Origin of the sequence: Amycolatopsis sp. PS_44_ISF1, from assembly GCF_032335455.1 — a bacterium.
Lineage (GTDB): Bacteria > Actinomycetota > Actinomycetes > Mycobacteriales > Pseudonocardiaceae > Amycolatopsis.
Genome location: NZ_JANUXO010000002.1, coordinates 2,047,300 through 2,071,659 on the forward strand (window position 1 = coordinate 2,047,300; position 24,360 = coordinate 2,071,659).

General features: G+C 73.1%; 17 protein-coding genes. 8 read left to right on the plus strand and 9 right to left on the minus strand.

The window, feature by feature from the left end:
• Nucleotides 1-42 precede the first annotated feature (42 nt).
• Together NYF13_RS23435 and NYF13_RS23440 are read left to right on the plus strand one after the other, a co-directional pair.
• Complete coding sequence (locus NYF13_RS23435; RefSeq protein ID WP_315660400.1) at nt 43-1,143, plus strand: acyl-CoA dehydrogenase family protein; 1,101 nt, start codon at nt 43-45, stop codon at nt 1,141-1,143.
• A gap of 136 nt (nt 1,144-1,279) precedes the next feature.
• Nucleotides 1,280-2,122, plus strand: coding sequence for an alpha/beta hydrolase (locus NYF13_RS23440; RefSeq protein ID WP_315659680.1), 843 nt, complete (start codon nt 1,280-1,282; stop codon nt 2,120-2,122).
• A 367-nt stretch (nt 2,123-2,489) separates the two neighbouring features.
• On the opposite strand, the gene NYF13_RS23445 is transcribed toward NYF13_RS23440, so the two are convergent.
• Nucleotides 2,490-4,664 (minus strand): protease pro-enzyme activation domain-containing protein, encoded by a 2,175-nt coding sequence (locus NYF13_RS23445; protein ID WP_315659681.1) that lies wholly within the window; start codon nt 4,662-4,664, stop codon nt 2,490-2,492.
• Nucleotides 4,665-4,845: 181 nt separating this feature from the next.
• Nucleotides 4,846-6,144 (minus strand): XRE family transcriptional regulator, encoded by a 1,299-nt coding sequence (locus tag NYF13_RS23450; protein ID WP_396287629.1) that lies wholly within the window; start codon nt 6,142-6,144, stop codon nt 4,846-4,848.
• A 56-nt stretch (nt 6,145-6,200) separates the two neighbouring features.
• Between NYF13_RS23450 and NYF13_RS23455 the strand changes: the two genes are divergently transcribed.
• Entirely contained in the window at nt 6,201-7,445 is a 1,245-nt protein-coding gene (locus tag NYF13_RS23455; RefSeq protein ID WP_315659682.1) for a helix-turn-helix transcriptional regulator, read from the plus strand.
• Between the two features lie 380 nt (nt 7,446-7,825).
• Here the strand turns inward: NYF13_RS23455 and NYF13_RS23460 are convergent, their stop codons facing one another.
• The 6 genes from NYF13_RS23460 to NYF13_RS23485 form a co-directional block, all read right to left on the minus strand.
• On the minus strand, nt 7,826-8,029 hold the full coding sequence (locus NYF13_RS23460; RefSeq protein ID WP_315659683.1) for a hypothetical protein: 204 nt from the start codon (nt 8,027-8,029) through the stop codon (nt 7,826-7,828).
• 4 nt (nt 8,030-8,033) lie between these two features.
• Nucleotides 8,034-9,470: an MFS transporter gene (locus tag NYF13_RS23465; RefSeq protein ID WP_315659685.1), complete on the minus strand. Its 1,437-nt coding sequence runs from the start codon at nt 9,468-9,470 to the stop codon at nt 8,034-8,036.
• A 377-nt stretch (nt 9,471-9,847) separates the two neighbouring features.
• On the minus strand, nt 9,848-12,529 hold the full coding sequence (locus NYF13_RS23470; protein ID WP_315659686.1) for a lectin: 2,682 nt from the start codon (nt 12,527-12,529) through the stop codon (nt 9,848-9,850).
• A 223-nt stretch (nt 12,530-12,752) separates the two neighbouring features.
• Complete coding sequence (locus tag NYF13_RS23475; protein ID WP_315659687.1) at nt 12,753-13,526, minus strand: SDR family oxidoreductase; 774 nt, start codon at nt 13,524-13,526, stop codon at nt 12,753-12,755.
• 11 nt (nt 13,527-13,537) lie between these two features.
• Nucleotides 13,538-14,290 (minus strand): SDR family oxidoreductase, encoded by a 753-nt coding sequence (locus NYF13_RS23480; RefSeq protein WP_315659689.1) that lies wholly within the window; start codon nt 14,288-14,290, stop codon nt 13,538-13,540.
• 71 nt (nt 14,291-14,361) lie between these two features.
• Nucleotides 14,362-15,765 carry a helix-turn-helix domain-containing protein gene (locus NYF13_RS23485; protein WP_315659690.1) on the minus strand — a complete coding sequence of 468 codons (1,404 nt, stop codon included), beginning with the start codon at nt 15,763-15,765 and terminating at the stop codon, nt 14,362-14,364.
• 115 nt (nt 15,766-15,880) lie between these two features.
• On the opposite strand from NYF13_RS23485, the gene NYF13_RS23490 reads away from it, so the two are divergent.
• The 4 genes from NYF13_RS23490 to NYF13_RS23505 all read left to right on the plus strand — a co-directional run bounded on the left by NYF13_RS23490 (nt 15,881) and on the right by NYF13_RS23505 (nt 22,294).
• Nucleotides 15,881-16,687 (plus strand): FAD binding domain-containing protein, encoded by an 807-nt coding sequence (locus NYF13_RS23490; protein ID WP_315659691.1) that lies wholly within the window; start codon nt 15,881-15,883, stop codon nt 16,685-16,687.
• Entirely contained in the window at nt 16,684-19,425 is a 2,742-nt protein-coding gene (locus NYF13_RS23495) for a molybdopterin cofactor-binding domain-containing protein (RefSeq protein ID WP_315659692.1), read from the plus strand. The genes NYF13_RS23490 and NYF13_RS23495 overlap by 4 nt, the downstream gene beginning before the upstream one ends.
• Before the next feature lie 4 nt (nt 19,426-19,429).
• Nucleotides 19,430-20,194 (plus strand): class I SAM-dependent methyltransferase, encoded by a 765-nt coding sequence (locus NYF13_RS23500; protein ID WP_315659694.1) that lies wholly within the window; start codon nt 19,430-19,432, stop codon nt 20,192-20,194.
• A 306-nt stretch (nt 20,195-20,500) separates the two neighbouring features.
• Nucleotides 20,501-22,294, plus strand: coding sequence for a cytochrome c biogenesis protein CcdA (locus tag NYF13_RS23505; protein ID WP_315659696.1), 1,794 nt, complete (start codon nt 20,501-20,503; stop codon nt 22,292-22,294).
• A 102-nt stretch (nt 22,295-22,396) separates the two neighbouring features.
• Here NYF13_RS23505 and NYF13_RS23510 read toward each other — a convergent pair whose 3' ends face one another.
• The gene (locus NYF13_RS23510; protein WP_315659698.1) at nt 22,397-23,221 is read right to left on the minus strand and encodes an NAD(P)H-binding protein; all 825 of its coding nucleotides are present in this window, start codon (nt 23,219-23,221) and stop codon (nt 22,397-22,399) included.
• Nucleotides 23,222-23,359: 138 nt separating this feature from the next.
• Here NYF13_RS23510 and NYF13_RS23515 point away from each other — a divergent pair, with 138 nt between their 5' ends.
• A complete protein-coding gene (locus NYF13_RS23515) occupies nt 23,360-24,319 on the plus strand; it encodes an Lrp/AsnC family transcriptional regulator (protein WP_315659700.1) in 960 nt (319 codons plus the stop codon).
• Nucleotides 24,320-24,360 lie beyond the last annotated feature (41 nt).

Genomic DNA, 24,360 nt, shown 5'->3' on the forward strand with positions numbered 1-24,360 from the left:
CGCCATGCATCGGACCCAGCGCCGGCCCTTCCTTCGCCGGACCTGCTGTACTCCGAAGTCGAGGAGGACCTGCGCTCGTCCGTGCGCGACCTGCTCGCCGACCGGGCCGGGCCCGCGGCACTGCTGGCGCGGGCGGAGACGGCCGAGCCGTACGACCTGGGGCTGTGGAAGACCCTCGCGGCCGACCTCGGCACCGCCGGGCTGATGGTGCCCGAGGAGCTGGGCGGGTACGGCGCCACGGCCCGGGAGACCGCCGTGGTGCTGGAGGAGCTGGGGCGCTGCGTCGCGCCGGTGCCGTTCCTGGGCAGCGCGGTGCTGGCCACGACGGCGCTGCTGGGCGCCGATGCGGCCGATCCGGTGGTCGCCGAACTGCTCCCCCGGCTGGCCGGCGGCGAGCTGACCGGAGCGCTGGCCGTGCCGCTGACCACCGCGCCCGGGGCCGGGTTCCCGGCCACGGTCACGGTGCACGCCGACGGCACGCTGAGCGGGCGCGTGGGCACCGTGGCCGACGCTTCCGTGGCCGGACTGCTCGTGGTGCCCGCCACCGGTCCGGACGGGCCCGGGCTGTACGCGGTGGAGGCTTCGGCGGCCACGGTCACCGAGCTGGTTTCCCTGGACCTGACCCGGCGGGTGTCCGACCTCGGGCTGGAGCGCGCGCCGGCCCGCCGGTTCGCCTCCGGCGACCAGGCGGTCGCGGCCCTGGACCACGCGCTGACCACGGCCGCGGGGCTGCTGGCCTCGGAGCAGACCGGGCTGACCGAATGGGCGCTGTCGACCACGGTGAGCTATCTGAAGGGCCGGTACCAGTTCGGCCGCCCGGTCGGCGGGTTCCAGTCGCTCAAGCACCGGCTGGCCGACCTGTACACGGAGCTGGTCAACGCCCGCGCGACGGCCCGCTACGCCGCCGAAGCGCTGGCCGGGGGGTTCGACGAGCCGATCGCGGTCGCCGTGGCGCAGGCCAGTGCCGCGCCGATCGCGGTGCACGCGGTGGAGGAGGCGATCCAGCTGCACGGCGGGATCGGCATGACCTGGGAGCACCCGGCGCACCTCTACCTCAAGCGCGCCAAGAGCGACGAGCTGGCGTTCGGCACCCCCGGACGGCACCGCGCGCGGCTGGCCGGGCTGGTCGGCCTGCCCGCCTGAGCTCCGCCGGGGGCCGCCGGTCCGGTGTCCCCCGGCGGCCATTGTGGACAGTTCGCCGCGCCCCGGGCTGAACAGGCGGGAAGAGTGCACTTTTTCCTGTGGTGGCAAGGCCCCCCGGGTTCGTAGCCTGGCGATCATGGTCACCGGGCTCCAGCTCACCGTCGGCACTCACCGGCACAGCGCGCTCGCGGCCGGCCCGGAGACCGGCGAGCTGGTCCTGCTCCTGCACGGCTGGGCGGAATTCGCCGATTCGTGGACCGAAGTGCTGACCGCGCTCGGCGAGGCGGGCTACCGGGCCGTCGCGGTGGACCAGCGGGGGTACGCCCCGGCCGCGCGGCCGCCGGACGTCGAGCTGTACTCGGTCCGGCACCTGGTGACCGATGTGATCGCCTTCGCCGCCGCACTCGGCTCCGACCGGTTCCACCTGATCGCCCACGACTGGGGCGCCGTGGTCGGCTGGGCGCTGGCCACCGCGCACCCCGACCGCCTGCGTTCGCTGACCGCGCTGACCTCCCCGCACCCGGCCGCGCTCCGGAAGGCTGCGGAGACCGACGAGCAGCAGCAGCAAGCCTTGTCCTACATCAGGTTCTTCCGCCGCGCCGACGGCCGCGCCGAGTCCTACCTGCTCGCCGACGGCTGCGCCCGGCTGCGGGCCCTCTACGGCCGAAGCCTGCCCGCCGCACAGATCGAGCGGAACCTGGCGCGCCTGAGCGAACCGGGCGCCCTCACCGCGACGCTGAACTGGTACCGCGGCCCGGACTCCGAGTTCGACCTCCCGGTCGGCCGCATCGCCGTGCCGACCCTGTTCCTGTGGGGCAGCGAGGACCCGCGGTTCGGCCGGGCCGCCGCGGAGCTGACTTCGAGCTTCGTGGACGGGGAATACCGGTTCGCGGTAATCAAGGGCGCGAGTCACTGGCTGCCGCAGGAATCGGCGGAGACGATCCTGCCGCTGGTCCTGGAGCACCTGGAACGGCACTGAGCCGTACCCGCCGCAATCCGGTGCGGGCGTGGGCACGGCGGTGGTTTTGTCGGTGGCCGCCGGTAGCGTGCGCGGGGTGACGGAGACTCCGGACCGGGCCCGGGAAAAGCCCGAAATCCACCCGCCCGATCCCCCGTGGCCGGCGCGGTCTGAGGCCCTGCGCGCGCAGGTCGCGCGGCTGCTCACCGCGTGGGCGGCGCTTTTTGGCCGGGTCACCGGAAAAGCGGCGCCCCGGGAGCTGAAGCGGCCGTCTCCGGGAGCGCGGTCCGAAGCCGGAAACGGGGGTGCCGCACGGGATCTGCTCCCGTGCGGCACCCCCCGGCCGAAACATCCCGGCCGTAGTGCTGGAGTTCGGTGGTGCTGGAGATCAGCCGTAGATCTGGAACCCGAAGGTCGTGGACCCGTGGGCTCCGTTGGCCTCCGTCGCCGTGGCGGTCACCGAGTAGGTGCCCGCCGTGGTCGGGGTGCCGGTGATGCTGCCCGAGGCGCTGATCGACAGGCCCGGCGGGAGGCCGGTGGCCGAGAAGGTGACCGGGCCGTTGTCACTGGTGGTGGCGCTGAGCTGGATCGGCTGGAACAGCTGGAAGTTGCGGAAGCCCCACTGGGCGCCCGGGTTGGTCACCGTGACCGTGCCGGTCGGCGGGGTGCCGACCGTCCACTTGAACGCGGTGTTGCCGGAGGCCTTGGTGTCGTCGGTGACCGTCACGGTCACGTTCGAGACCGCCTGCGTGGTCGGCTTGCCGCTGATCACGCCGGTGGAGGCGTTGATGGAAAGCCCGGCGGGCAGGCCCGAAGCGGCGTAGCTGAGCTTCGCCGAGGCGGACGAGTCGGTGGCCTTGATCGGCAGGTTGACCGAGTCACCCGGCTGGCTGGTCTGGTCACCCGGGTTGGTCACCGTCACGGTGTTGCCGGTGGGCGGGGTGGTGCCGTTCAGCGCGTTGAACAGGCCGCTGCCGTTGTAGGAGCCCCAGCCGGTCACCTGGTCGTAGCCGGTCTTCGCGGAGAAGTCGCGGTTGCTGCCCGAGGTGATGTCGTGGAACGCCGAGGCGTAGCTGCTGCCCTTGCCGATGCCGTAGATCGCGGCGTCGGGGTTGCCCAGCTTGGCCTTGGCCTTCTGGTTGTACAGCGCGGCCCAGCCGGCCCACATCGGCGCGGCGCAGCTGGTGCCGCCGTACTGCGCCCAGCCACCGTTGGTGTAGACGGCGTAGCCGGTGTTCGGGTCGGCGTCGAGGGCGACGTCCGGCTCGGTGCGCTTGCCGCCGACGCCGGTCTGCCAGCTCGGGGCCGGGAACTGGATCGAAGTGCCGCCACCGGAGCCGCTCCAGCCGGTCTCGGAGCCGTAGGTGTTGTTGCTGCCCACGGTGAGCGTGGTGCCGCCGACGCCGGTGACGTTCGGCGAAGTGCCGGGCCAGCCCGCGGAGACGACGCTCGAGCCCGACTGGCTGCGGGTGCAGCCGCGCGAACCGTCGTCGCCGGTGGCCACGAAGAAGCTCTGGCCCTGCGCCGCGCCCTGCTTGTAGCCGTTGTCGACGTTGGTCATCTGCGAGCTGGAGATGTCCTTTTCGCAGATGCCCCAGGAGATCGAGACGACCGGCGCCTTGTTCTCCTGCACGATCTGGTTGACCATGTTCAGCTCGCCGTTGTCGTCATTGGCGGCCTCGTAGACCAGGGTGGACGCCTTCGGCGCCATCGCCTGCACCAGCTCGATGTCGAGGTCGACCTCGGCCTCGCCGCCGCCCGGGTTCGAGTCGTAGTTCTGGCCGTTGACCGGCACGGTCACCGGAGCCGAAGAACCCAGGTTGAAATTCTGGTCATAAGCGGCGATATCGGACTTCTTGTATCCGTCGAATTCGTACAGCGCGACCGTCTGGCCGGTTCCGTCGGCGCCGATCGGGTTGGTGTTGTAGATCGAGCGCAGCGCGTTCGGAACGAGGCCCGAAATGTTCGGATTCGCCTTCGGCGCGGAAATCTCGCTGTGCTGCCGCACGGCGTAGTTGTCCAGCCCGGAAACACCCTGGACCACCCCGGCGACCGAGGCGGGCAGCTTGGGCGAGGTGTCGTTCGCGAAGAAGTGGCGGTGCTGCGCCGGGTCGTCGTAGACCCCCATCGAGGTCGAGAAGGCCCCGGCCACCTGGGCCTCGGTGCCGGTCGCGTCGACCACCTGGCCGGACACCCCGGTCACCCGCAGCCCCTTGGCCTGCAGGTACGTGGTGATCCGGTCCTGGTCGGCCTTGCTCGGGCCGTAGGCCGCGCCGAACTGCTGCGGAGTCAGGTAGTGGCCGTACACCGGCGACGCCGGGTTGGCGACGTCGGCCAGGAACTTGTCCAGTCCCGCCGAGTCGTGCAGCTTCAGGGCCACCGCGACCCCGACCTGCTGGCCGGCGGGCAGGTCGCCGACGCGCTGGCTGTGCGCCAGCGCGGGGCTGACGTTGCCGGGCAGCGCGACCTGCGCGTCCGCGGCGTGGGCCGTGCCGGTGAACGCGGCGGCCAGCATCGGTAATGGTGCGATTCCGAGCCCGAGTGCACGGAGTCTCTTATTCATGGTGGTATCTCCCGATGGGGTTGTACGGGCACAACGCTTTTTCCGCCGACCTGGTCAGTCGCGGAAACGGGGTGTTCGGGGAGTAACGCATCATTCGAGTTGACTTCTGTTAACCAGCTTGATGCATACGCAGTAAAGGTCATGTCGCGGGAAGCCGTCAACAGACCTTCGGAGGGTTCCCTCAGGCGCGGGTCTGTGATGCGACGCTGCGGGCGCCGCGGCGCAGCACGTCCAGCGCCTCAGCGATCTTTCCGTTGCGCAGCAGGAGATCGCCGTACAAGCGGCAGGTCCGGCCGAGGTCGTAGACGATCCCGGCCCGGGCGTAGCGGTCGAGCGCGCGCTCCAGCCGGCGCGAAGCCTCGGCCAGGTCGCCGTCCGCCCCGGCCAGCAGCCCCAGGATCCGGTCGGCCTCGGCCATCCCGGCGGGCAGGTCGAAGCCGGTGTACGCCTCGCTCGCGCGCGTGGCCAGCTCCGTGGCCCGGCCGGCCTGGCCCAGCCGGCGGCAGACGTCGGCCAGTTCGAGCGCGACGCCCGCCGCGTCGTGGAGCCGGCCCACCGCGTCGAACGTCTCCAGCGCCGCCCCCAGTTCGGAGCTGGCCTCTTCCAGTCGCTCGGCCTGGCTCAGCGCGTACCCGCGGGACCAGTGCACGCTGCCCGATTCGCTGTCGAGGCCGAGCTCGGCGAAGGTGCGCCGCGCGATCGTCCACCAGCGGTCGACCTCGGCGAACCCCTTGGCCTCCAGCACCCGCTGCCCGGCGAGGTCGTAGAAGGTCGCGATCCACTCGCGCGAGCGGGCCCGGCCCGCCACCACGAGGCCCTCCTCGATGGTCTCGTGCATCCGGCCGAGCGCGCCCAGCTCGTGGTACGGCGTGATCAGGCCGGCCAGCAGCCACAGCTCGGCGTCGGGGTCGGGCGGCGTTTCGGCGCGGACCTCGGCCAAGCCCTCTTCGAGCAGGGTGATCGCGGTGGCCGCGGACTCGACGTTGAGCAGGCACTGGGCGCGGCGGCGGACGATCGCCGCTCGCACCGCCGCGGGCGCGCCGGTGGCCAGTCCTTCCGCGCGGTCGAACTCGATCAGGGCCGCGCGCATCCGGCCCAGGTGCAGCTCGACCTCGCCGAGGCAGATCCGGGCCCGGCACTCGACGACCGGCAGCCGGTAGCGCCGCCCCGCGCGCTCGACCGTGGCGAACACCTCGGCCGCCGCCTCGACCTCGCCCCGCGAGAGCGACCGGCGGCCCCGCTCCAGTTCGGCCGTCAGCTCCTCGGCCGCGCCTGCGGGCCGGCCGTGGCGCAGGTCGTCGGGATCGACCCCGAGCCGGGTGGCGAAGTAGCCCAGCGCCTCGGCCGACGGCTCCCGCCCGCCCGCCTCGACCGTCGCGAGGAAGCCGCGGGTGTACTGGGGCGCGGCGAGCTGCTGCTGGGTCAGGCCGAGCCCGACCCGCAGCCGCTGGAGCCGCTGCCCCACGCCCTCCATGGTCACCACCGTTATCCTGGCCGCGGTCGGAAACCACCAGGCTAACCGGGACGGGGCGGTTGATGGCACAGCGGGACGCGGAGACGGTGGGGCGCCGGATCCACCGGCTGCGCACCGGGCTCGGCCTGACCCAGCGTGAGCTCGCGGAGCCCAGCTACACCCCCGGGTACGTTTCGGCGGTCGAGAGCGACCGCCGCTCGCCCTCGGCCGAGGCGATGCGGCACTTCGCGCGCCGGCTCGGGCTGGACACCGGCGAGCTGGCCACCGGCCGGACCGAGGACCCGGTCGCCGCCCGGGAGCTGGCCCTGCTGGAGGCCGTGGTGGCGGGTGACCGGCCGCGGATCTCCGCGCTCGCGACCGGTCCGCTGCGGGCCCGGGCGCTCACCGACCTCGCTGCCGCGGCCCCCGAGCGGGACGAGGCGGCCGCGTGGTACGAAGAGGCCACCGCCCTGCTCGCCGACGAGCCGCCCCACCTGCGGGTCGAGGCGAACGCGGGCCGGGCCGTGCGGCTGCGGCAGTCGGGCGAGGTCCGCTACGCCCGGCACCTGCTGCGCACGATCCGCGAGGAGCTGCACGACTCCGGCCACCCCGACCCGGCCGCGCTGCTGTTCGTCGACGCGCACCTGGCCGCGTGCGACGTCCAGGTCGGGGAGGACGGCTCGCCGGCCGCCGCGGAGGCGCTCGCGCTGGCTTTGCCGAGCCCGGGGCTGAGCCGCGACCTGCACCTGCGGCTCGCCCGCACGCTGGTGGCGGCCGGACGGGCGGACGACGCGCGCGCGGCCGTGGCGCAGGCCCGCGCCGCGCACCGCCAGCTGGGCCTGCGGGCCGAGCTGGCGCTGTGCCACCAGGCCCGGGCCCGCGCCCGCCACAGCGACGGCGACCTCTCGGGCGCCGTCGCCGACCTCGGGCAGTCGCGCGCGATGCTCACCGCCGACGGGCGGCACCAGTCCGCCGCCGACGTCGGCACCGAGCTGGCCGGCGTGCACCGCGAGCTGGGCAACGTGACCGGGGCCCGCGCCCTGCTGGAGAACATCCTGGCCGCGGCGGAGCCGGGCACCCGCACCGCCGCCCGGGCGCACCGCCAGCTCGGGCTGCTGCCCCGGCCGGCCGGGCCGGACCCGGCCGCCGAGCGGTCGCTGCGCACCGCCGTGACGATCCTGGAGCGGACCGGCCCCGGTCACGAGCTGGCCGGGGCCCTGCTCGACCTGGCCGAGGTACTGGCCACCCGGGGCGACACGGCCGCGGCGGCCGGGGTGCTGAGTGCGGGGCTGCTGAACATCGAGCGCATGACCCAGGCGTCGGGATAGCGTTTTCTCGCCGGGCCGGATCCGTCGCCGACGAGCGCGGAAACCGTTCTTCCGGGACGGGAGTGACGGCAGTTCCGGTGACCGCCGACGCGATCCACAATGGACACTTCGGCGGCCGGGTGGCCCGGGTCGGCAGCTCCGCCCGGAGCGCAGCGTTGCCGCATCGGCCGCAGCAGACCCGCGAAGTGGTCGCCCGCCGCCCGCACCGTGAACGGTCTGCTGCACGGACTGCCGGAAGAGGAGGGCGCCATCCGGATTTTCGATGCTGCCGACGATTACCTCGGAAGCCACGGCGGCGAGGCTTTCGCGCAATGAGCGACCGTGCAGCGTCTGCGCCACACCTCCTGTACCGGAGGTGGTGGCCGGGCCGAGCGTGCAGGTCAGTGGGTGAGCACGAGCAGGACGACCATGACGGCGAGCCCGGTCAGCATCGCCACGATCGCGGCGCGCGAGGCGGGCGGACCGCCCCCGCGGCGGCGGCCCGCCGGGAGGTAGCCGCCGCCGTCGGCCGGGGTGTGGTGGTGGCCGCCGACCCCGCCGCTGTGGTGGTGACCGCCGCCGAACCCGCCGCCGTGGTGGCCCATGGGATCAGTCCTTTTCCGGCCAGGTGCCGTTCGCGCTCGCCGCGACCAGCTCGCGGGCTTCCGCTTCGGTCTCCACCGTCGGGCCCGAGCCCGAAAGCGAGCGGCGGGCGGTCTCCCGCATGAAGAACGTGCAGACGGCGCCGATCACCCCGGCGGCGATCAGGTAGTAGGCCGGCCAGTTCAGGTCGCCGGTGCCGGAGACCAGCGCGCTCATCACCGTCGCCGTGGTGCCGCCGAACACCGAGACCGAGATGTTGAACGCGATGGACAGCCCGCCCGCCCGGACGTGCGTGGGGAACAGCGCGGGCAGGGTGGAGGGCAGGACCGCGGAGAACAGCACCAGCACCAGCCCCATCAGCAGCAGGCCGAAGAACGTGGTGAGGTCGCCGCCCGCGCGCACCAGCAGCACCGCGGGCAGGGAGAGCACCACCAGGCCCGCGCAGCCGGCCATGATCACCGGACGGCGCCCCACCTTGTCCGAGAGCCGTCCGACGAAGGTGATCACGACCATCAGCACGACCAGCACGAGGATCTGCAGGATCTCCGAAGCCGTGGTGCCGACGCCGGCCCCGTGCGCGGGCAGCGCCTCGGTCAGGTACGTCGGCATGTAGCTGGTCAGCATGTAGTTCGTCACGTTCCAGGTGAGCACCAGTCCGGCGCACATCGCCATCGCGGGCCAGTACTTGGTGAACACCGAGCGCAGCTCGCTGCCGAGCGACTGCACCGGCTTCTCCTCGGCCGAGCCCTGGAGCTGGGCGTAGGCCGGCGACTCCTCGAGCCGCTGCCGCAGGTACAGCCCGACCGCGCCGAGCGGCAGCGCGATCAGGAACGGGATCCGCCAGCCCCAGGAGAGCAGCTGCTGGTCGGTGAGCACCGCACTCAGCACGGTCGCGATCGTCGCGCCGAAGGCGTACCCGGTGAGCGTGCCGAACTCCAGCCAGCTCCCGAAGAAGCCGCGACGGCGGTCCGGGGCGTACTCGGCGATGAACGTCATCGCGTTGCCGTACTCGCCGCCGGTGGAGATGCCCTGCAGCAGCCGGGCCAGCAGCACCAGCATGGGGGCGGCGATGCCGATCGCGCCGTAGCTCGGGATCACGCCGAGCAGCAGCGTGCCCAGCGCCATCAGGATGACCGTGAGCGAGAGCACCTTCTTGCGGCCGATCCGGTCCCCCAGCGGCCCGAAGATCAGCCCGCCGAACGGCCGGATCAGGAACGAGACCGCGAACACCCCGAAGGTGGCGATCTGCCCGGTCGCGGGCGGGAGGTCGGTGAAGAAGACCTTCTGGATGGTCGTCGCCAGGTACCCGTAGACCCCGAAGTCGTACCACTCGGTGATGTTGCCGACCGCGGCCGCGCCGACCGCTCTCCTGATCACCGACGGATCGGTGACGTGGACGTCTTCCACCTTCAGCCGGCCTGCGGGGTCTCCCACCTCGGACATCGAGTTCTGCCTTTCCCCTGCCCCGCCGGCCGGACCAGCCGGGGGTTGAATCGATTCGACGGTGATTACCCACCGTCTGCCGCGGTCACACCGTCCGGCGGCGACCTCGCAGTGTGATCTTGCCGGTACCGCACCGACCCTGCCGGACTCGTCTGACCTTTTTGTCGGTTTAAGGAGTTTTTGTCGGGAAATTCGTTCTTCGGGCCTGCGCGGTCGGCGGACGCTCGACGGGCCGGCCACCACGCCGACGACCACCGCGCCGGCCCGGGCGAACACCGGAACGGGTGACGCAGAAGTCCCCACCACCCCCGGGGCGACCCGGGGGTGGTGGGGACTTCCGGCCCGGACGCACGGCCCGGTTCAGCCGTGCGGCCGGTTCAGCCGTGCGTCCAGCGCTGGGCCGCGGTGCCGTTGCAGGTGTGGATCTGCAACTGGGTCCCGTCGGCCGTGCTGGACTGCGGATCGTCGAGGCAGCGGCCGGAGTTCGGGTTCACCAGGGAGCCGTTGGCGCCGGGCTGCCAGACCTGCGCGGCGCTGCCGTTGCAGTGCCACCGCTGGACCGGGGTGTCCTCGGCGGTGCCGCTGTTGCTCACGTCGAGACAGCCGCCCTGGGCCTGCAGCGAGCCGTTCGGGGCGGCGTACCACTGCTGGGCGCCGGTCGGGTTGCAGGTGTAGATCTGGACCCGCGTCGGGCTGGCCGTGCCGCTGTTGCTGACGTCGGCGCACTTGCCGGCGATGCCCGAGGTGAGCGGGCCCAGGTGCGGCAGGCTCCCGCCCTCGTAGGACGGCGGCGGGTTCGAGGCCGCCCAGCCGGTGTTGGCCGTGGTGCCGAGGGTGAAGGCGAGCGTGCCTCCGGCGGTGATCGCCGAGGTCGGGGCGTAGGCGTTGTTCCAGGCGCCGCCGTTCCAGGTGGCGCTCTGCACGTACGGCGCGTTGTCCGCGGCGGCCGGGGCGTTGACCGTCAGCGTCTTGCCGCTGGGCAGCGAGACCACGGCTTGGGTGAACAGCGGGCTGCCGAGCGCGAGGTCGGCCGTGCCCGGGACCATCGGGTAGAAGCCGAGCGCGGAGAAGACGTACCACGCGCTCATCGCGCCGAGGTCGTCGTTGCCGGCCAGCCCGCCGGGGGCGTCGGTCCAGATCTGGTCCTGGGCCTGCCGCACGACCTTCTGCGTCTTGTACGGCTGCCCGACGTAGTCGTACTCCCACGGCAGCTCCAGGCTCGGCTCGTTGCCGAGGTCGGACTTGCTGCCGTCGCCGTAGTGGAAGCCGGACAGCACGCTGTCGAGGTAGCTCACCAGCGAGGCGTTGCCGCCCCGGGCCTTCGCCAGCCCGGCCACGTCGAACGGCACCATGCCGGTGTACTGCCAGGACGTGCCCTCCACGAAGCCCGACTGGCTCTTCGGGTCGAACCCGCCGCTCCAGGCGCCGTTCGAATCCTTCGGCTGCATGAAACCGCTGGCCGGGTTGAAGGTGTTCTTCCAGTTCTGCGCGCGGCCGGCGTAGAACGCCTGGTTCGCCTTGTCCCCCAGCGCGCCGGCGAAGGCCGACACCGCGAAGTCCGCGGAGTCGTACTCCAGCTGCGTGGAGACCGGGCCGTAGGCGTTGCAGCATTCGTAGGCGCTGTCGACGTTGCCGGGGATGTAGCCCGGGGCGTTGAGGTCGGCGAGCCACGGCCGGTCGTTGTTCGGCTCGCTGGCCTCGTGCTCCATCGCGGCCAGCGCCGCGGAGGTGTCGAACCCGCGGGCACCGAACGCGTAGTAGTTCGCCAGGATCGGCGCGGCCGGGTCCCCGACCATCACGTAGGTCTCACCGTTGTTCTGCGCCCACTTGGGCAGCGCGCCGCCCTGGGTGTAGTCGGCGAGCATCGACTGGGCGATGTCGCTGGTCTGGGCGGGCGCGACCAGGGCCGAAAGCTGGGCCTGGGTGCGGTAGATGTCCCAGCCGGAGAAGTTCGCGTACTGCGCGGAGTGTCCACTCGCGACGGTGTGCACCTGGTTGTCGAACCCGATGTACTGGCCGTTGGAGTCGGAGAACACGTTGGGGTGCAACAGGGAGTGGTACAGCGCGGTGTAGAAGACGTGCTGCTGCGCCGCCGTGCCCCCGCCCACCTGGATGCGGCCGAGCATCGAGTTCCACGAGGCGTGCGCGGCGTTGCGCGTGCCGGCGAAGTCGAACGACGGGAGGTCCGCCGCCCGGTTCGCCACCGCGTTGGCCACCGAGACGTAGGAGACGCCGACCTTCGCCTGCACGGTCGGGTTGGAGGTGGTGTCGAACCGCACGTAGGAGCCGGTGGGACCGGCGGCGGGGGCGGCCTTGGCGGCGGGCGCGGCCGGGGTGCTCCGGCCGTGCAGCTTGCCCGGCGCGGCCTTCGGGGTCACCGCGGCCGCCGCGGCGGTGCCGCTGGTCGCGAACGGGCGGTCGAAGACCAGGTCGAAGTAGAGCGTGTAGGTGAACCCGGCGCCGCAGAAGTGCCCGGAGGTCACCGAGCCGGAGACCTCGGTCGGGCTGACCACGTTCCAGGTCTGGGCGGAGGTGCCGTTCTGGCTGCCGTTGAGCTTGAACACGAGGTTGGACTGGGTGCTCGACGGGAAGGTGAACCTGGCCATCCCGGAGCGCAGGGCGGCGGTCAGCTCGGTTTTCACGCCATTGTCGAGACCGACCGAGTAATACCCGGCGTTCGCGGACTCGTGGGCGTGGGAAAACGAATCACTGGCGCCGGTGTTCACCGCGCCGACGGTGGGCAGAATGGGGACGTCACCGTCCGCGCCACAGCCCGGACCGGACAAATGCGTCAAACTGAATCCGGTGATCGAAGAATCGTTGTATTCGTACCCGCCGCCGCTGGGCCGGCTGGGGGTGTCCGGGCTCCACTGGACCATGCCGAAGGGCACGTCCGCACCCGGGAAGTCGTCGGCCTGGTTGGAAGTCCCGATGAACGGGTTGACCAGCGAAGCCGGGTCGGAGACCAGCGTGGCGGCCCCGGCCGGGGCGGAAACGGGAATCGCGAGCGCGGCGGCCAGCAGGCCCGCGCCGGACAATCTCATCAGTAATCGACGCATGACCATGGTGTCTTGTCCTTCGCTCCGGAGCACGAGTTGTTTCGCCGAAGTGCGAACGAAACGGTCCTCGGGCGGCGCGGGCGGTGTCAAGATCGGCCCGGTTTCCTGTCGTGTTCCGGACAGCCGAGGATCAACCCGCCTGCGCTGCCCGGCCGAAGCCGAGGCGGGAATTCCCGCCCACCGGCCGGCGAACGCCGCTAACGGCGTCCGCCGGCCGCCGGGATCAGGGCTGTTCGGGCAGCTCCTCCATCTTGCGCTGCAGCTTGTTCATCCCGCCGAGCCAGCGGTCGGTCTGGGTGGCGCGCGCGGCGTAGTACTGCGCGACCTCCTCGTGCGGCAGCACCAGGAACCGCCGCTGCTCGATGGCGGCGAACAGCGCGTCGGCCACCTGGGCCGGCTCGATCGCCGAGGCCTCCATCAGCAACTTGCCGCGCTCGCCGGTGCTCTCCAGCATCGCCGTGCGCACCCCCTGCGGGCAGATCGCCTGCACGGTCAGCCCGCGGTGGCGGTAGGTCGCGGAAAGCCATTCGGCGTAGGCCAATGCGCCGTGCTTGGTCACCGAGTACGGCGCGGAGCCGAGGCTGGTCAGCAGGCCCGCGGCGGACACGGTGGCGATGAAGTGGCCGCGGCCGCGCTCCAGCCAGTCCGGCAGCAGCAGCCGGGACGCGCGGACGTGGGACATGACGTTGACGTCCCAGGTGCGCGCCCAATCCGCTTCACTGGACTGCTCGCCGCCGAACGGGGCGATGCCGGCGTTGGCGCAGAAGACGTCGATCTCGCCCAGCGCCTCGCGCGCGGCGGTGACCAGTGCGGCGACGCCGTCCTCGCTCGCGACGTCACCGGCGAACGCGGTCCCGCCGACCTCGGCGGCCACCTCGGCGGCGGCGGCCCCGTCGAGGTCCGCGACCACCACCCGGGCGCCCTCGGCGGCGAACCGGCGGGCCAGCGCCGCCCCGATCCCGCCGCCACCGCCGGTGACCACGACCCCGGCGCTCACGAACCCGGCGTTCACAGGCCACCGGCCAGGGTCACGCCACCGTCGAGCACGATGGTCTGGCCGGTGATCCAGCCCGCCTCCTCCGACAGCAGGAACGCCACCGCGCCGGCGATGTCGGCCGGCACGCCGAGCCGTTTCATCGGGTAGGCCGCGGCGACTTCCTCCTCGCGATCCTCGTAGAGCGCCGTCGCGAATTTGGTCTTGACCACCGCGGGCGCCACGGCGTTGACCCGGATCTTCGGCCCCAGCTCCACCCCGAGCTCCTGGGTGAGCCGGATCAGCGCGGCCTTGCTGACGCCGTACAGGCCGATGCCGGGTGAGGCCCGGATACCGGCGATGGACGCGATGTTGACCACCGCGCCGCCGTGCTCGCCCATCCACGCGTCGCGGGCGTGCTTGATCCAGGACAGCGGCGCGAGCACGTTGACCCCGAGGATCTTGGCCGCGGCCGCCGGGTCGATGTCCAGGGTGGAGCCGAGCACGGGGTTGATCCCGGTGTTGTTGACCAGCAGGTCGGCCCGGCCGAACCGCTCGACGGTCCGGGCCACCGCGTCGGCCTGGTGCTCGACGTCGTCGGCCTTGCCGGGCACGCCGATCGCGAAGTCCCCGCCCCCGAGCTCCGCCACGGCCTCGGCCAGCGGCTCCGGCTTGCGCGCGGTGATGCACACCTTCGCCCCGCGGGCGACGAGCTCCTTGGCGATCCCGAGCCCGATCCCCCGGCTGGCCCCGGTGACGATCGCCACGCGCTCTTCGAACGAGTTCACCACACTGGTCTCCTGTTCCTCTGCCGGCCACGGCCTAAGCGGGCGCTTACCCGCATAGTAAACGGGATCGGTCACCGGCACAGCAGGGCGGCCCGCAGGTCGAGGCGGTGGTCGAGACGCGACAGGTCACGGCCGGTGAGCTGCTGCACCCGCTCGATCCGGTAGTGCACGGTGTTCACGTGGACGTGCATCAGCTCGGCCGTGCGGGTCCAGGAACCGTTGGCCGCCAGGAAGTTCTCCAGGGTGTCCAGCAGGAGCGCCGGGGAGGACGCGTCGTGGCGCAGCAGCGGCCCCAGCACCTGCTCGCGGTAGAGCACGCGGACCGGACCGGGCAGCCCCGCCAGCAGCCCGGCCAGCCCGGTCACCTCCTCGGCCGCGACGATCCGGGAAGTGCCCTGGGCCGCCACCGCCGCCGCGTGCCGGGCCTGGTCCAAGGCGCCGGGCAGGTCGGCGATCTCCGCCGCCGGCGCGCTCAAGCCCCCGGCGAGCGGCACTTCCGGGGCGCACGCGTGCAGCCGGGGCCACACCCGCACCAGCTCGTCCGGACAGTCCACACCGGACACCACCCCCACCGCCTCGCCCCCGGGCAGCGTCCCGACCACCGGCGGATTCCCGCCCAGCCAGGCCAATCCCTCCTCCAGCGCGTCCGCCGCCCCCTCGGCCACCAGGGACACCACCCGATACGGACCCGGCCGCCCCCAGACCCGCCACGCCTCCGAACCGGTCCGCCGCGCGTCCACATCGGACACCAGACGGTCCCCGGCCGCCCGGTGGCCCGGCTCGCGGAGCCGGTACCGGCCCAGGACCGCCGCGACCTCGTGCAGTGCCCGCGGCGGCACCGGCGCCTCGGCCGGGGTGCGCAGGCGCCACGCGTCGTACCGCGACGAGCCGCCCTCGACCGGCAGCTCGCGGGGATTCTCCAGCTCCGCGGCCCCGGCCAGCACCCGGCCGGTCGCGGTGACCACCTGGCCCGCCACGCCGAGCGAGGCCAGCGCGTGCTCCAGCAGCTCCGCCAGCGGCGCGCGCCCGGCCAGCAGCCGGTCCAGCTCCCGGTGCGTGCTCTCGGGCAGCGCCCGCCCGCCGCGGCCGACCGCATCCCACTGGCGCAGGTAGACCGCATCGGTGATGGCCCGGAAATCGGTGTGCGCGGGAACGCGGGCCAGCAGCACGCCGTGCTCACGGCAGGCGTCGGCCACCGCCCCGGGCACCGTGCCGTGGGTCTCCTCGCCGGCGAACAGCGCCGCCGCCCCGGCCTCGCGCAGGGCCGCGACGAACCGCCGCGCCTTGGCCCGGCCGTGCTCGGGCGTCCACCAGACCAGCCCGCTGAGCACCAGGTCCCCGGGCCGGACGAACCGGCGTGGGTCTTCCAGGTCGGTCACGGTCACCCCGCGCACCTCCCGCGCCGCCAGGACGTCATCACCCCAGTTCAGGGTCAGGTCCAGCGATTCGGTGTCCAGCAGCTCAGCCACCCGCATGCCCTGGATGATCCTCCAGTCCGGCCCGATTTCACGAAGAATTTTCCGTAGCGCCCTCCACTCGTGTCATCGCGCCCGGTCTTGTTTCCTTCAAGGACCGAGAGGAGCGGACCCCGTGGACCTCAACACCGTGACCGAAGTGCTCGACCCGCGCCAGGCGCCGCCCTGGCGGCCCGGCGACGCCTGGCTGGCCGGCGGCACCTACCTGTTCTCCGAGCCGCAGCCGCACCTGCGCCGCCTGGTCGACCTCGGCCGGTTCGGCTGGCCGCCGGTCCGGCGGCTCGCGGACGGCTCGGTCGAGCTGTCCGCGACCTGCACCATCACCGAGCTGTCCCGCTTCGCCGCCCGGGACGGCCGGACCGGGCTCATCGAGCAGTGCTGCCGGGCCTTCCTCGCCTCGTTCAAGATCTGGAACCTGGCCACGGTCGGCGGCAACCTGTGCAACGCGCTGCCCGCCGGCCCGATGATCTCCCTGGCCGCGGCGCTGGAGGGCACCGTCCGGCTCACCACGCGGGACGGCGGTGCGCGGCGGCTGCCGGTGACCGCGTTCGTCACCGGCGCGGGCCGCACGGTGCTGGCCCCGGGCGAGCTGCTGCGGTCGGTGACCCTGCCCGCCGCCGCGCTGGCCCGGCGCACGGCGTTCCGCCAGGCGTCGCTCCACGGACTGGGCCGCTCCGGCGTCCTGCTCATCGGCACGCTCGGCCCGGAGGGCTTCACCCTCACCGTTACCGCCTCGACCGTGCGGCCGTTCCGGTTCGGCTTCCCGGCCCCGCCGGACGAGCGCGAACTGCGGGAAGCACTGCTCGGGGGGATCAGCCCGCAGGACTGGTTCGACGACCTCCACGGGCTTCCGCAGTGGCGGCGCCACCTGAGCTTCCGGTTCGCCGAGGAGATCCGGCGCGAGCTGGGGGCGGCCTGGTGAGCTACCGGATCGAGGTCAACCGGCAGCGGTTCGAGACCGAGCCCCGGCCCGGCCAGTGCCTGCGCACCTACCTGCGTGAACGCGGCTGCTTCGGGGTGAAGAAGGGCTGCGACGCCGGGGACTGCGGCGCCTGCACGGTGCACGTGGATGGGGTACCCGTGCACAGCTGCGTCTACCCGGCCGTCCGCGCCGAGGGGCGTCGCGTCACCACCGTCGAGGGCCTGGCCGCGGACGGGGAGCTGCACCCGGTCCAGCAGCGCTTCCTCGACGCGCAGGGCTTCCAGTGCGGGTTCTGCACCGCGGGCTTCCTGATGACCACCGCCGCGCTCGAGGAGGACCAGCCGGCCGACCTCCCCCGCGCGTTCAAGGGCAATCTCTGCCGCTGCACCGGCTACCGCGCGATCGAGGACGCCGTGCGCGGGGTCAGGCACGCGGAGGAGCCGGCCGGTGGCCGGGCGGTCGGGCGGAACCTGCCCGCGCCGGCCGGTCCGGAGGTGGTCACCGGCACCGCCCGGTACACCTTCGACCTCGACGTGCCCGGTCTGCTGCACCTGAAGCTGCTGCGCTCGCCGCACGCCCACGCGCGCATCCGCCACATCGACACCGCCGCCGCGCTGGCCGTGCCCGGGGTGCACCTGGTCCTCACCCACCACGACGCCCCGGACCGGCTGTACTCCACCGCCCAGCACGAGCACGTCGAGGACGATCCGGCCGACACCCGGGTGTTCGACCGCGTGGTGCGCCACGTCGGCCAGCGGGTCGCGGCGGTGGTGGCGGACTCCGAGGCCGCCGCCGAAGAGGGCTGCCGCCGGATCGAGGTGGACTACGAGGTGCGGCCCGCCGTCACCACCCCCGAAGCCGCGCTGCGGCCCGGCGCCCCGGTCGTGCACGACAAGGACCCGGACGTGAGCGGGATCGCGCGGCCCCGGGACAACGTCGTCGCCGAGCTGCACGGTGAGGTGGGCGATGTCGAAGCGGGCTTCGCCGAGGCGGAGGTGGTGTACGAGAACACTTTCCGCACCCAGCGGGTGCAGCACGCCAGTCTGGAGACGCACGGCGCGGTGGCCTGGTTCGAGGAGGACACCGGCCGGCTCACGGTCCGCTCCAGCACGCAGACCCCGTTCCTCACCCGCCGCGCGCTGTGCTCGCTGTTCGACCTGCCCGAGGACCGGCTGCGCGTGGTGGCCGGCCGGGTCGGCGGCGGGTTCGGCGGCAAGCAGGAGATGCTGGTCGAGGACGTCGTGGTGCTCGCCGCCCTGAAGCTGCGGCGGCCGGTGAAACTGGAGTACACCCGGGCCGAGCAGTTCTTCGGCGCCACCACGCGGCACCCGTTCACCGTGCGGGTCAAGGCGGGCGCGCGCCGCGACGGCCGCCTGACCGCGCTGGCGCTGCACGTCGTCGCCGACACCGGCGCCTACGGCAACCACGGCCCCGGCGTGCTCTTCCACGCCTGCGGCGAATCACTGGCCGTGTACCGCTGCCCCAACAAGAAGGCCGACGGCTACTCGGTCTACACCCACACCGTGCCCTCCGGCGCGTTCCGCGGTTACGGCCTCGGCCAGGTCGTCTTCGCCGTCGAGTCGGTCCTCGACGAGCTGGCCCACCGGCTCGGCCTCGACCCGCTGGTCCTGCGCGAGCGCACCGTGGTCCGGGACGGCGAGGCGATGACCGGCGCCGGCGGCGAGGAGGAGGACCTCCGCATCGGCAGCTACGGGCTGGACCAGTGCCTCGGCGTGATCCGCGCGGCGGCGGCCGAGCCCGCCGAGCCCGCGCCGCCGGGCTGGCTGACCGGCGAAGGGGCGGCGCTGGCGATGATCGCGACCGCCCCGCCGCGCGGGCACTTCGCCGACGCGCAGGTCAGCCTCCGGCCGGACGGCACCTTCGACGTCGCCGTCGGCACGGCGGAGTTCGGCAACGGCACCACCACCGTGCACCGGCAGATCGCGGCCGGCGAGCTCGCCACCACGGCCGGCCGGGTGGCCGTCCGCCAGTCCGACACCGATCTGGTCCGCCACGACACCGGGGCCTTCGGCTCGACCGGCACCGTGGTCGCGGGTCAGGCCGTGCTGCGCGCGGCCGGGGCGCTGGCCGGGCAGCTCCTGGACTTTGCGGCCGGGCACCTCGGCGTGGACCGGGCGGCCTGCCGGCTCGAAGTGGAAGCCGTGACCGGCGCCGGGAAGCGCCTGCTGCTCAAGGAACTCCACCAGGCCGCGCGAGCCGCCGGCCGGGAGCTCGCCGCGGACGGCCACTTCGACGGCACCCCGCGCTCGGTGGCGTTCAACGCGCAGTGGTTCCGCGTCGCCGTCGACCCCGGCACCGGCGAGATCCGGATCCTGCGCAGCGTGCACGCGGCCGACGCCGGGCGGGTGGTGAACCCGATGCAGTGCCGCGGCCAGGTCGAAGGCGGGGTCGCGCAGGCGCTCGGGGCCACGCTGTTCGAGCACGTGCGCGTGGACGGGCACGGGGCGGTCACCACCGCCGCCTTCCGCCAGTACCGGCTGCCCGCCTTCGCCGACGTGCCGCGCACCGAGGTCCACTTCACCGACACCTCGGACGCGATCGGCCCGCTCGGGGCGAAGTCGATGAGCGAGAGCCCGTTCAACCCCGTCGCCCCGGCGCTGGCGAACGCCCTGCGCGACGCGACCGGCGTCCGGTTCACCGAGCTGCCGCTGACCCGGGACCGGGTCTGGCTCGCCGTCAGGCACCTTGACGCCCGGCCGGAGGCTCCTCCAGGGTGAGCGGATGCGCAGCCGGATCGCGGGCGACTTCGACTACGAAACCCACGGCGCGGGCTACGGCGGGCAGCGCCGGCCCGACCCGCGGATCGCCGCGCTGGTCCACGCCGCGCTCGGCGACGCCCGCACGGTGCTCAACGTCGGCGCCGGGGCCGGCTCCTACGAGCCGGCGGACCGCGAGGTCACCGCGGTCGAGCCGTCCGCGTCGATGCGGGCCCAGCGCCCCGCGGGCCTGGTCGAGGCGATCGACGCCACCGCCGAGCGCCTGCCCTTCGGCAACGGCAGTTTCGACGCCTCGATGGCGATGGTCACCGTCCACCAGTGGTCCGACACCGACACCGGCCTGCGCGAGCTGCGCCGGGTCACCCGCGGCCCGGTCGTGGTGCTGACCTTCGACGGCGACGCACTGGAGCGCTTCTGGCTCGCCGACTACGCGCCCGAGGTGATCGCCGTCGATCGCCGCCGCTACCCCGCGATCGAGCACATCCGGCAGGTACTGGGCGGCACGAGCGAAGTCACCCCGGTCCCGGTGCCGGTGGACTGCGTCGACGGCTTCACCGAGGCTTTCTACGCCCGGCCGGAGCGCTTCCTCGACCCGGCCGTGCGCGCTTCGCAGTCGGCCTGGGGTTTCGTCGAGCCCGAGGCGATCGACCGGTTCGCGGCCCGGCTGCGCGCCGACCTCGCCTCGGGCCGGTGGCAGCGCCGCTACGGCGCGGTGGCGGCCCAGCCGGAGTTCGCCGGGGCGCTCCGGCTGATCGTCGCCCGGCCGTGAACCTCCGCCGGCGGCCCGCTCCGCCGGCGTTCAGTGGGGTCTTCCTCCCGCCGTGCTCGCGGCCGAACCGAGCCGGAGGCCCGGCCGTCCGGCCGGCCACGCGCGGGCAATTGTCCTAAAAGGACTACGTCGGGGTTCCCCGGCCGAGCCGTGACCCGGACGTGACGCAGATGCGGAACGGATGGATCTTTCGAACCGCTTACGCGGAGAAATCCACCGGTCCGGATCCGCACCGGCGCCGAATCACCCCTGAGAGAGGCGCTCACCGGCGGCGGGCCGGGAGCCACGAGGTGGAGGCGTGCAGCGATGTGGACCTTGGTTTTGATCGGCCTGCTCGGCGGCCTGATCACGGGGGTGTCCCCGTGCATCCTGCCGGTGCTGCCCGTGGTGTTCTTCGCCGGCAGTTCCAAGAACACCGACCCCGCGGAACCGGACCGGCCGCAGCCGCCGGAAGGTGAGGGCAGCGGGGGCGGCGGGGGCGCCGTCGCCGTGGCGGAGAAGAAGCAGCAGCGGGCCCGCAACCGGCGCCCGTACGCGGTGATCAGCGGCCTGGTGCTCAGCTTCACCATCTTCACCCTGGTCGGCTCGCTGCTGATCAAGGCGCTGAACCTGCCGGACGACATCCTGCGCACGGTCGGACTGGTCGTGCTGACCGTGGTCGGGCTGAGCCTGCTGATCCCGGCCCTGGAGCGCCTGCTGGAGAAGCCGTTCGCCAAGCTGCCGCAGCGCCAGGTCAACCCGAACCGCGGCGGGTTCGGCCTCGGCCTCGGGCTGGGCCTGCTCTACGTGCCCTGCGCCGGGCCGGTGCTGACCGCGATCACCATCGCCGCCGCGAACGGCAAGATCGGCGTCGAGACCGTCGCGCTCACCATCTCCTTCGCCATCGGCGCCACCGCGCCGCTGCTGGTGTTCGCGCTGGCCGGGGCCAAGCTGTCCGAGCGGGTCAAGTTCTTCCGCAAGAACAACCGCAAGGTCCGCGCGATCGGCGGCGTGGTGATGCTGCTGCTGGCCGTCGCGCTCTACTTCGACCTGCCTTCGCTGCTGCAGCGCTCGCTGCCGAACTACACCGACGCGCTGCAGAGCAAGGTGGAGAATTCCGACGCGATCAGCCAGCTGCGCCTGTCCAGCCTCGGCAACTCCGGCAACCAGGCGCTGGACCACTGCGCCGACAACACCAAGGGCGAGCTGCGCGACTGCGGGCCGACCCCGGACTTCAAGAACATCACCGCCTGGCTCAACACCCCCGGTGGCCGCGCGGAGACCATGGCCGGTCTGCGCGGGCACGTGGTGCTGGTCGACTTCTGGACCTACTCCTGCATCAACTGCCAGCGCAGCCTCCCGCACATCAAGGACCTCTACGCCCGCTACCACGCCGCCGGGCTCGACGTGGTCGGGGTGCACACGCCGGAGTTCGCCTTCGAGCACGACCAGGCCAACGTCGAGGCCGCGACCAGGAAGCTCGGCATCACCTACCCGGTCGCCATCGACAACGAGACCAGCACGTTCAACAACTTCCGCAACCAGTACTGGCCCGCGCGCTACCTGATCGACGCCTCCGGCCAGGTGCGGTACCTCAAGCTCGGCGAGGGCGCCTACGACCAGACCGAGAACCTGGTCCGGACCCTGCTTCAGCAGAGCAACCCCGGCGCCACCCTGCCGGCCCCGGGCGAGCTGCCCGACACCACGCCGACCGACCAGCGCACCACCCGGGAGACCTACCTGAACTTCGGCGAGCTGCCCAAGACCTACGCCGGCACCAGCCCGCTCGAGCTCGAAAAGCCCACCGCCTACACCGCGCCGACCACGATCCCGGCCGGCAAGGTCGCCTACAGCGGCAACTGGACCATCGACTACCAGAAGTCCACCGCCGGGGCGGGCGCGCAGATCCGCCTGGGCTACGCCGCGAAGTCGACCAACCTGGTGCTGGCCGGTCAGGGCACGGTCACCGTCACCACCAGCGACGGGCAGCCGCCCCGCACCTTCACCGTCAGCGGCACCCCGAACCTGTACCGGCTGACCCAGACCCCCGAACTGCACAGCGGGGAGCTGTCGCTGACGCTGAGCCCGGGGCTGGAGGCCTACTCGTTCACCTTCGACTGATCGGCGCCGGACACCGGCGGAGCGGGGCAGCGGATGATCGATCCGCTGCCCCGCTTTATGTTCGCGGCCCCGGACTGCATCCCCGCCGGTGGGCGGGGCGGTTCAGCCGCGGAAGTCGGCGGCGTGGTCGCGCGCCCACCGGGCGAACGGGCGACCGGGCCGCCCGAGCACCTGCTCCACGGTGCAGGTCGCCGGTGATCCCCCCGCGGCCGCGGCTTCGGTGAGTTCGAGGACCGCGTCGACGGTGGGCGAGGGCCCGAACCGCCGGCGGGCCTGGTCCGCGGTCAGCTCCTCGATCCGGATCTCCCGCCCGATCGCCCGGCCGACCAGCTCGACCTGCCGCTGGTGGCTCAGCCGCCCGGGACCGGTCAGGATGCCCGCGGTACCGGCTTTCCCGGCCAGCGCGGCGACCGCGACCGCGGCGATGTCGTGCTCGTGGACCGGCGCGGTGACCGCGTCGGGGCGGAACAGCCGGGCCACGCCCTCGGCCCGGATCGAAGCCGCCCAGTTCAGCGCGTTCCCGGCCAGCACCAGGGGACGGATCGGGGTCCAACGCAGGCCCGAGCCGGCGAAGGCCCGCTCGACGGCCCGATGCTCCTCGGCGATCGCGTTGCCCTCGGCGCCGGGCAGCAGCACGCTGCCCGAGGAGAGCAGCACCACCTGCTCCACGCCGGCTTCGCGAGCGGCCTCGATGAACGCGTCCGCACCGGACGCCGGGGCGTAGAGGAAGACCTTCCGCACCCCGTCCAGCGCGGCGCGCAGCGTCTCGGCCCGGCCCAGGTCGGCGGCGACCACCGGCACCCCGGCCGGGAAGTCCGCTTTCGCCGGGTCGCGCAGCGATGCGCGCACGGGCTCCCCCGCCGCCACGAGCCGCTCCAGCACCGCCCGGCCGATGCTGCCGCGAGCGCCGATCACCAGTGTCGTCATCCGTGGATCTCCCTGTTCGGGCCCCGCGCCGACGGGGTTTCGCCGGCGCCCCGGGGCTCCACCCATTCTCGGCACGGCTGCCGGTCACACCCAGCCGGTCGGCTCGAATCGGCTGATCTCGACCTAGGATCGGTCTTCATGGCGACTTCCGACCAGTCCACCGTGTTCGACGGGCTGGACCTCCAGCTCATCCACGCCCTGCAACTGGACGGCCGGGCCCCGTTCAGCACGATCGCCCGGGTCCTGGGCGTGTCCGACCAGACCGTCGCCCGCCGCTACGCGCGGCTGCGCTCGGCCGGCCGGCTGAGGGTGACCGGCCGCACCGACCCGGCCCGGCTGGGCGAGGTCTGGTGGTTCGTCCGGGTCCGCTGCACCCCGAACGTGGCCCGCACCGTCGGCCGGGCCCTGGCCCGCCGGCCGGACACCTCCTGGGTCAAGCTGACCTCGGGCGGCACGGAGATCGTCGCGACGGTGCGGGCGCCGACCAGCCAGGACAGCGAGGCCCTGCTGCTGGAGCAGCTGCCCCGGACCCCGCAGGTGCTCGACGTCAGCGCGAACTGCCTGCTGCACGTGTTCTTCGGCGGCCGGCAGAGCATCGTCGAAGCGCTGTCACCCGCGCAGGTGGCCCGGCTGGGGGTGGCGCCGCCCGATCCCGCGCCCGGCCCGGTCACCCTGGACGAAGGCGACCGGAAGCTGCTGGCCCTGCTGGACACCGACGGCCGCACCGGCTTCACCGCGCTGGCCGCGGCCACCGGCCGGCCCGTGACCACCCTGCGGCGCCGCCTGGCCGAGCTGCGCGCGAGCGGGGCGGTGTACTTCGACGTGGACTACGACTACCGCGGACTGCGCCTGTCCAGCCAGACCCTGCTGTGGCTCTCGGTCGCCCCGGACCGGCTGCTCGCCGCGGGCCGGGCCCTGGGCGCCCACGCCGAAGTCCCGTTCGCCGCCGCCACGACCGGATCGACCAACCTGTTCGCCAGCGTGCTGTGCCCGGACCCGGCGGCGCTGTTCGGCTACCTCACCACCGCGGTCGCCGCCCTGCCCGGGGTCCAGCGCACGGAGACCGCGCCGGTCATCCAGACGCTCAAAACACTGTGACCGCAAGGCTTTTCCAGGCCGGTGGCGCACCCCGGCCCGAG

Bases quoted from the DNA above. Each gene is read 5' to 3' on its own strand.
- NYF13_RS23440 (WP_315659680.1), top strand. From the start codon at position 1,280: ATGGTCACCGGGCTCCAGCTCACCGTCGGCACTCACCGGCACAGCGCG.
- NYF13_RS23445 (WP_315659681.1), bottom strand. From the start codon at position 4,664: ATGAATAAGAGACTCCGTGCACTCGGGCTCGGAATCGCACCATTACCG.
- NYF13_RS23455 (WP_315659682.1), top strand. From the start codon at position 6,201: ATGGCACAGCGGGACGCGGAGACGGTGGGGCGCCGGATCCACCGGCTG.
- NYF13_RS23460 (WP_315659683.1), bottom strand. From the start codon at position 8,029: ATGGGCCACCACGGCGGCGGGTTCGGCGGCGGTCACCACCACAGCGGC.
- NYF13_RS23465 (WP_315659685.1), bottom strand. From the start codon at position 9,470: ATGTCCGAGGTGGGAGACCCCGCAGGCCGGCTGAAGGTGGAAGACGTC.
- NYF13_RS23470 (WP_315659686.1), bottom strand. From the start codon at position 12,529: ATGCGTCGATTACTGATGAGATTGTCCGGCGCGGGCCTGCTGGCCGCC.
- NYF13_RS23485 (WP_315659690.1), bottom strand. From the start codon at position 15,765: ATGCGGGTGGCTGAGCTGCTGGACACCGAATCGCTGGACCTGACCCTG.
- NYF13_RS23500 (WP_315659694.1), top strand. From the start codon at position 19,430: ATGCGCAGCCGGATCGCGGGCGACTTCGACTACGAAACCCACGGCGCG.
- NYF13_RS23505 (WP_315659696.1), top strand. From the start codon at position 20,501: ATGTGGACCTTGGTTTTGATCGGCCTGCTCGGCGGCCTGATCACGGGG.
- NYF13_RS23510 (WP_315659698.1), bottom strand. From the start codon at position 23,221: ATGACGACACTGGTGATCGGCGCTCGCGGCAGCATCGGCCGGGCGGTG.
- NYF13_RS23515 (WP_315659700.1), top strand. From the start codon at position 23,360: ATGGCGACTTCCGACCAGTCCACCGTGTTCGACGGGCTGGACCTCCAG.